Here is a 6,412-nt window from a genome sequence, read left to right as displayed (position 1 = left end):
ATCTTAAGCACAATGCGGACTGGTAGTTCAGTTGGTTAGAATACCGGCCTGTCACGCCGGGGGTCGCGGGTTCGAGTCCCGTCCAGTCCGCCATCTTCTTTTAAGATCCCCTTTTATTATTTTTGCACGTCGGTTCGAGTTCCCGCTGGAACGCCAGCCCGGCCGTACGCCATCTTCTTTTAGATCCCTTTTTATTATTTTTGCACGTTGGTTCGAGTTCCCGCTGGAACGCAAGCTCGGCCTACACCTTCTTCTAGCGCCCTGCTCGCCTTCCCGAAAAGTAAGAATGCGCATCGGATGTCCCCTGATAAAGAGACTTCGTTAACTTAAGCAGGCTACGTCCAGCCAGAAATACCCAGGAACAGCCGATACTGTCACAGCCTTTTCACCATCAGTTCATACTGCCGTAACACAGCCTGGTCATTATGCTTATGCTCACATGACATCAACGACTGAACTTTAAGATCAGATAGTGGTCAGAATGAGAATACAGGCTAGACTTGTATTAAATGGCACAGTAAGTGCTTGTCATGGATATGACATCGATTAACACAAGAAAAAGGAGTCAACAATGTCTGATTACATTGAAGACCTTCTGGAAGTCGGTTACGACGACTATGAAGACGATGTGGACGACGCGGTAGAAATGTAACCCCTGCCCGTCCGTTCGCGAAACCGCCCCGGCGCTTCGCCGGTCCAGCGTTTGAAAGCCCTCTGAAACGCTGTCGCTGATCCAAAGCCTAACAAATAGGCAATCTCCCCCAGCGTCAGCGTCGTATCCCTTACGTAGCTAACAGCCAGATCACGGCGTGTATCATTCAGCACTTGCTGGAATGTATAGCCTTCGTCAGTCAGCCTGCGCCTGACGGTCCAGGGGGCCATATTCAGGCGCTGCGCTACCTGCTCCAGGGTTGGTGTCTGACCATTCAGCAGAGGGCCAATAGCGCGCTCTGTCATTTCACGAAAGCTTAGCCCCAGCCGCACCCTTTCTAATTCGCGATCTGCCAACAACTTCAGCGCACTGTAGGTCGATGCACAGCGCGTACGAACAATCAATGGCAGTGCCCACTCATGCAGCACCAATGCATTGCGTTCTGCACCAAAACGGACCTCACACGGGAAAAAATCAGCGTACTGATCGCGATAATCCGGCGCCGGAAATTCAACCTCAATTCGCGCAACAAGATCAGTTCGACCACTCACCATCGACAGGAAGGTAAACCAGCCACTGAGAACGGAATCCACCACAAACAGGTTGTAATCATTGTATGGGCTGATGGAGTAGAAGCTGACAACCCCCTGCCCCTTCTCTGTCGAAAAGACTGAGCGGCCCCGTGCATTAAAACTCGACAGCAGTTCATATTCGGTCACAGCGCGGCAGGCGGAGCGAATGTCCTGAGCCGACTGAGCCAGCAATCCAGCGATGCCCATCATCGATGGCGATGAACAGCGTCCCATTGCCAGACCAAGATGAGGCAGACGAAAAGCACTGATCATGCTGTGTCCCATACGCATAAAGCGCGGGATACTGATGCGCGCGTCCGGCGAAGCCAGTTTCACCTCATCCAATTGATACTGGCGCAGAATCTCAGTCGGGTCATAACCCGACTGAGCGACCGCCCGAGCCATCAGCTCGACGTAGGAAACAGATAAATCTCCCAGACGCATACGCTACTTCCCTTTCCCGGTCAGGCGTCGAAGCCATTATTGTCCGGAGAAGGTGCTTCATCAGTCGATGAAACCTCTGAACCCGACGTTTCTGCCGGCTTATCATAGAATTCGGTCAGGAATCGGTATGAAACTGACAACATCACCAGTGAAATCAGAGACGTGATATAGCCTCCGAAGGCAGCCACGTAATTGAGCATCCAGTTTTCTGCCGCATACAAAGCAAACACCGGCAGCATCATCATCACAGGCAGGACGATAACAATCAGAACCAGGCGTGAACCATTACCTTCGCTGAGGGCCCAGGCACGGCTGATATCGCTTTTTTGCCCCAAAGCAACTTCCGGCAAAGTGACCGACAGTCGCGCCCAGATATACAGAGCCGGAAGACACGCAACCACAGCGCCCATCCATGCCAGCTCCGGCCCGACGATGGCCATACAAGCCAGCATAATAATAAAAAATACGACGGCAGCAGCCAGTCCGATAATGATTGCACGCAGCAGGTAACGGAATTCATCCCGTCCCCAGCCATGGATTGCATTGCGATGCCATTGCTCTTCGGGCAACAAGGTAAAGCGATGCGCTGCCGTCGCAAACAACACACCAAGAACCACAGATACAACGATGAAGATGAGTTGCGCCGAACCTTTATCGACTAACTCACTGCTGAGCGAGTCCACCAGAGCGAGTATCAGCATGGCTGGCACAAACATCCGCGCCACTTGCTGCTTTTTCAGCATCAGCAAACTAACCGCTTCTTTCAGCAAATCCATAACCGGCAAATCGGCATTCAGACCCAGAGGGCTTTTCATCACAAAATCTCCTTCAGAACTTTCGCTATTGTCGCAAAAAAAACGGTGGCCTGGGCCACCGTTTTTTTTGCTCTACGTCTGTGACATTCAACCCGCAGGCGGGACCTCACCATGACGCTTTTTGTGACGAGCAATGATACGCTCAGGGCGTAACAGGTAGTGTGCCAGTGCAGGCAGCAGGATCAGCGCACCCAGCATGTTCCACAGGAACATAAAGGTCAGCAGAATACCCATATCGGCCTGGAATTTAATTGGCGACAGAATCCAGGTAGCAACACCCAGTGCCAGCGTTACACCGGTGAAGCTTACTGCCTTACCGGTGGACTTAAGTGTCTCCAGGAAGGCTTCCTGCATAGTTTTACCAGCAATCAGCATCACTTCCAGTCGGCTGTAGATATAAATACCGTAGTCCACACCAATACCAACACCCAGCGCGATTACCGGCAGAGTTGCCACCTTCACGCCAATACCCAGATAGGTCATCAGTGCCTGACTCAGAATTGATGTCAGCGCCAGTGGGATCAGAATACATGCCACCGCGGTGAAAGAACGGAAGGTCAGGAAGCAAAGCACGAATACCACCACGTAGACGAAAATCAGCATGGTGTCCTGTGCATCTGCGATTACCTGATTGGTTGCCGCTTCGATACCAGCATTACCGGACGCCAGCTGGAATCGAACAGGAACAGAGTCGATTTCACCGTTCTCAATAGCCTGCTCAATTTCCGGGATAGTATAGCCAAAGTACTTCTCATCGATGCTGTCATCGTAATCGCTCTTGAAGGCTTCCACTGCTGCCACGGCAGTCTCCAGCGTTTCCGCTTTGTGGTCATTCAGATAAACAATTACAGGTGCCATAGAGCAATCCGGATTCAGCAGAGCACTTGGCGCACGCTGAATCGAGGTGTTCAGAATGGTCTGGTTACGAGACAGTGCAGACCAGTTCAGATTGCCTTCGTTCATCGCCTTGGTCACCAGCTTGGAAACGGTGACCAGCGAATTGGTCGACTGAACGCCCGGAACGTTTTCCATGTACCACATGAAACGATCCACTGCGTCCATTACTTTGAAGCTGTTACATTGCTCTTTAGCCGTTTCAACCATAACCACCAGAACATCGGAACTGGTTGAGTAGTTGGACACCATAAAGTCGTTATCGAGGTTATAGCGCGAATCGGCACGCAGTTCAGGTGCACCCTTATCCAGGTCACCAATCTTCAGGCCCTGACTCATCTGGTAACCGAAAATTGCCATCACAATTGCAATAACAATCGGGAACGGCGCGACTTTCTTATTGGCAAAGAACGACAGCGTTTTCCACAGTTTCGGCTCTGAAGCTTCTACTTTCTGTGCGTGACGCACACCGGACTGGCTGATACCGATAAATGACATAATGATCGGCAGCAACACCAGGTTGGAGATAATAATCATCGCCACACCCACAGAAGCGGCGATGGCCAGTTCCTGAATTACGCCGATATCGATAAACAACAGCGTCAGGAAGCCCATACCATCGGACAACAGCGCCAGCATACCCGGCACATACAAGCCACGGAATGCACGGCGGGCGGCCAGCAGATGATTAGCACCCTTACCCGCTTCAATAGCAATACCGTTAATAATCTGTACGGCGTGCGAGATACCGATTGCAAACACCAGGAAAGGCACCAGTACAGAGTACAGATCCAGCGTGTAACCCATCAGGGCCAGTGCACCCAACTGCCAGACAACCGCAATCAGGGAAGCCAGAATCGGTACAACAGTGCCCTTCGGGCAACGGGAATACAGGAACAGCAGGATTGCAGTAGCAATCATCGCCGCCAGGAAGAACAGCGCAATTTTTGCCGCACCATCCATCAGATCACCGAGTTTTTTCGGAGTACCAGTGATGTAGATACGATATTGGTCGCTGCCGTATTTAGCGCGAATCTTTTCTTCCAGATCACGGGAGAACTGCTGGTAGCTCAGTTTCTCACCCGTCTCAGGGTCTTTCTCAACCAGCGGAACATCAATGATAGAGGAGCGGAAGTCATTGGAAACCAGACGACCTACCTGACCGGATTTCAGGACGTTCTGACGAACCTTATCCAGACTTTCTTCACTGCCATCATAGGTACTCGGAATAACCGGACCACCCTGAAAACCTTCTTCAGTCACTTCCGTCCAGCGAGTATTCGGCGTCCACAGAGACTGCATGCCCGAGCGATCCACACCCTTAACGAAGAACACGTCATCGTTAATTTTGCTCAGGGTTTCCATATAGTCTTTGCTGAAGATATCGCCATCAGTGGCTTCCACTGCGATCTTCACATTGGCTACACCACTCTTCATATCGTCTTTGTGGACGAGGAAGTTACGGATGTATTCGTGGTTCAGTGGAATATATTTTTCAATGCTGGAATCCAGCTTGATTTTGGTAACGCCATAACCGAACAGCATGGTCAGCAGTACCATCAGGATCAGCACGACCAGACGGTTGCCAAACAGCACACGCTCAAGCATCGGTTCAGTCTCTGTGGAGAGAATGTGATGCTCCGGCTCGGTGGAAAAATGGTGTTTTTGTTCAGACATTTCAGAAATCTCCCGCGGCCATGCTGATGGTCTGGTCAATCAATTCGCCAGCGGCATTCAGGCGTTTTACGCCCGCTTCGCCAACAATCACAAAGTTACCGTCAGATGCTTCAGCAACAGCGGCATAAGCTTTGCGCCCTTCCAGCACGGTAGAACGAGGTTTAGTCATTGCTGAATCAAACACAATGACAGAGCCGCCATTACCGACCAGCAACGTATGTTTATTACCAACGACACCAGACAGCAGAGACTGCTCACTACCAGTGGTCAGCTCAGTCCAGGTGATGCCCGCGTCATCTGATGCAAACACGTGTCCACGCAGACCAAACAGAAGCTGACGGGAGCCGGATGCCAGCAGACCGAACAGCGAGCCATCATAAGGCGCTTCAAGTTGACGCCAGCTACCGCCGAGGTCATCTGAACGCAGGATCATGCCCATTTCGCCAACCAGTACCAGCGAGTGACTACCCGCAGTAGAAATTGAATTGATGTGCAAACGGTCGGGGTTAGGCAAGGAGGAAGACATATCTTCCCAGGTCTTACCGCCGTCCTGCGTATGGAAGAACATACCGTACGCACCCACCGCGTAACCGCGCTTGGCATCGTAGAACCACACATCCAGGAATGGCTTGGTAGAACCGGTGCTCAGATCGTATTCAGCGTCCTGCAGTGCGTAGGTAGCCGTTTCCAGAGCCATTTCAGCATCTTCGATCGCAACGTCATCGCCAGCGACTTCAGCGGCTTCAAGCTGGGCTTGCGCACGCTCTTTGGCACGACTGGCAGCCTTCACAATGGCATCATTCGCCATATAACCATCGAACTGTTTGGTCCAGGTCTTACCGCCGTCAGAGGTATTCAGAATCACACCGTCGTGACCCACCGCCCAGCCATAATCGCCGGATGGGAAGTAGACAGCAGTCAGGGTTACCGATACCGGAACGCGTCCCTGAATCCAGGTTGAACCGTCATCATCGGAATAGACGATATGACCGTGCGCCCCCACGGCGATCAAACGACGGTCCGCGCGCACAACATCCAGCAACAGAGTCTGATGCGCACGCTCAGTCTGAAGGGCTGGAGTATTCAGCGGATCCTGCCATGCGGCAGATGCCATGAGGGAAACCATCAGAGTGCTGCAGATTAGCAACAATTTGCTGATTCCCGACGCCAGTGCCTTAACCGCAGAACGGGTTGGCCGCTGAACCAAATCAGAAAACATAAAGAGCTCCGTTTTTATAGTAATGTCGGAAGGCGGCTAGTCTAGCCGAGCCCACATTTATTGACTAATGTCTGGTTGTAACAGAATGTAAGGTATCAATTATCCGTTAAACTGCTATGAACCCCATAGCAAAAACGGA

At 51.7% G+C, this 6,412-nt stretch carries 4 protein-coding genes and 1 tRNA gene; 1 reads left to right on the top strand and 4 read right to left on the bottom strand.

Annotation, left to right across the window (positions count from 1 at the left end):
• Positions 1-16: 16 nt before the first annotated feature.
• Positions 17-93 (top strand) — tRNA-Asp (locus I9W95_RS15020).
• A 522-nt stretch (positions 94-615) separates the two neighbouring features.
• Here I9W95_RS15020 and I9W95_RS15015 read toward each other — a convergent pair.
• The 4 genes from I9W95_RS15015 to I9W95_RS15000 form a co-directional block, all read right to left on the bottom strand.
• Positions 616-1,668 (bottom strand): AraC family transcriptional regulator, encoded by a 1,053-nt coding sequence (locus I9W95_RS15015; RefSeq protein ID WP_225676334.1) that lies wholly within the window; start codon positions 1,666-1,668, stop codon positions 616-618.
• A 20-nt stretch (positions 1,669-1,688) separates the two neighbouring features.
• Positions 1,689-2,483, bottom strand: a complete 795-nt coding sequence (locus I9W95_RS15010) for a hypothetical protein (RefSeq protein WP_225676332.1) — start codon at positions 2,481-2,483, stop codon at positions 1,689-1,691.
• An 87-nt stretch (positions 2,484-2,570) separates the two neighbouring features.
• Complete coding sequence (locus I9W95_RS15005; protein WP_225676330.1) at positions 2,571-5,054, bottom strand: MMPL family transporter; 2,484 nt, start codon at positions 5,052-5,054, stop codon at positions 2,571-2,573.
• 1 nt (position 5,055) lies between these two features.
• On the bottom strand, positions 5,056-6,273 hold the full coding sequence (locus I9W95_RS15000) for a YCF48-related protein (RefSeq protein WP_225676328.1): 1,218 nt from the start codon (positions 6,271-6,273) through the stop codon (positions 5,056-5,058).
• Between the last annotated feature and the right edge of the window lie 139 nt (positions 6,274-6,412).

Source organism: Thalassolituus marinus (assembly GCF_020320395.1).
Taxonomy (GTDB): Bacteria; Pseudomonadota; Gammaproteobacteria; order Pseudomonadales; family Oceanobacteraceae; genus Venatoribacter; species Venatoribacter marinus.
This window is presented reverse-complemented; position numbering and strand designations above follow the sequence as displayed.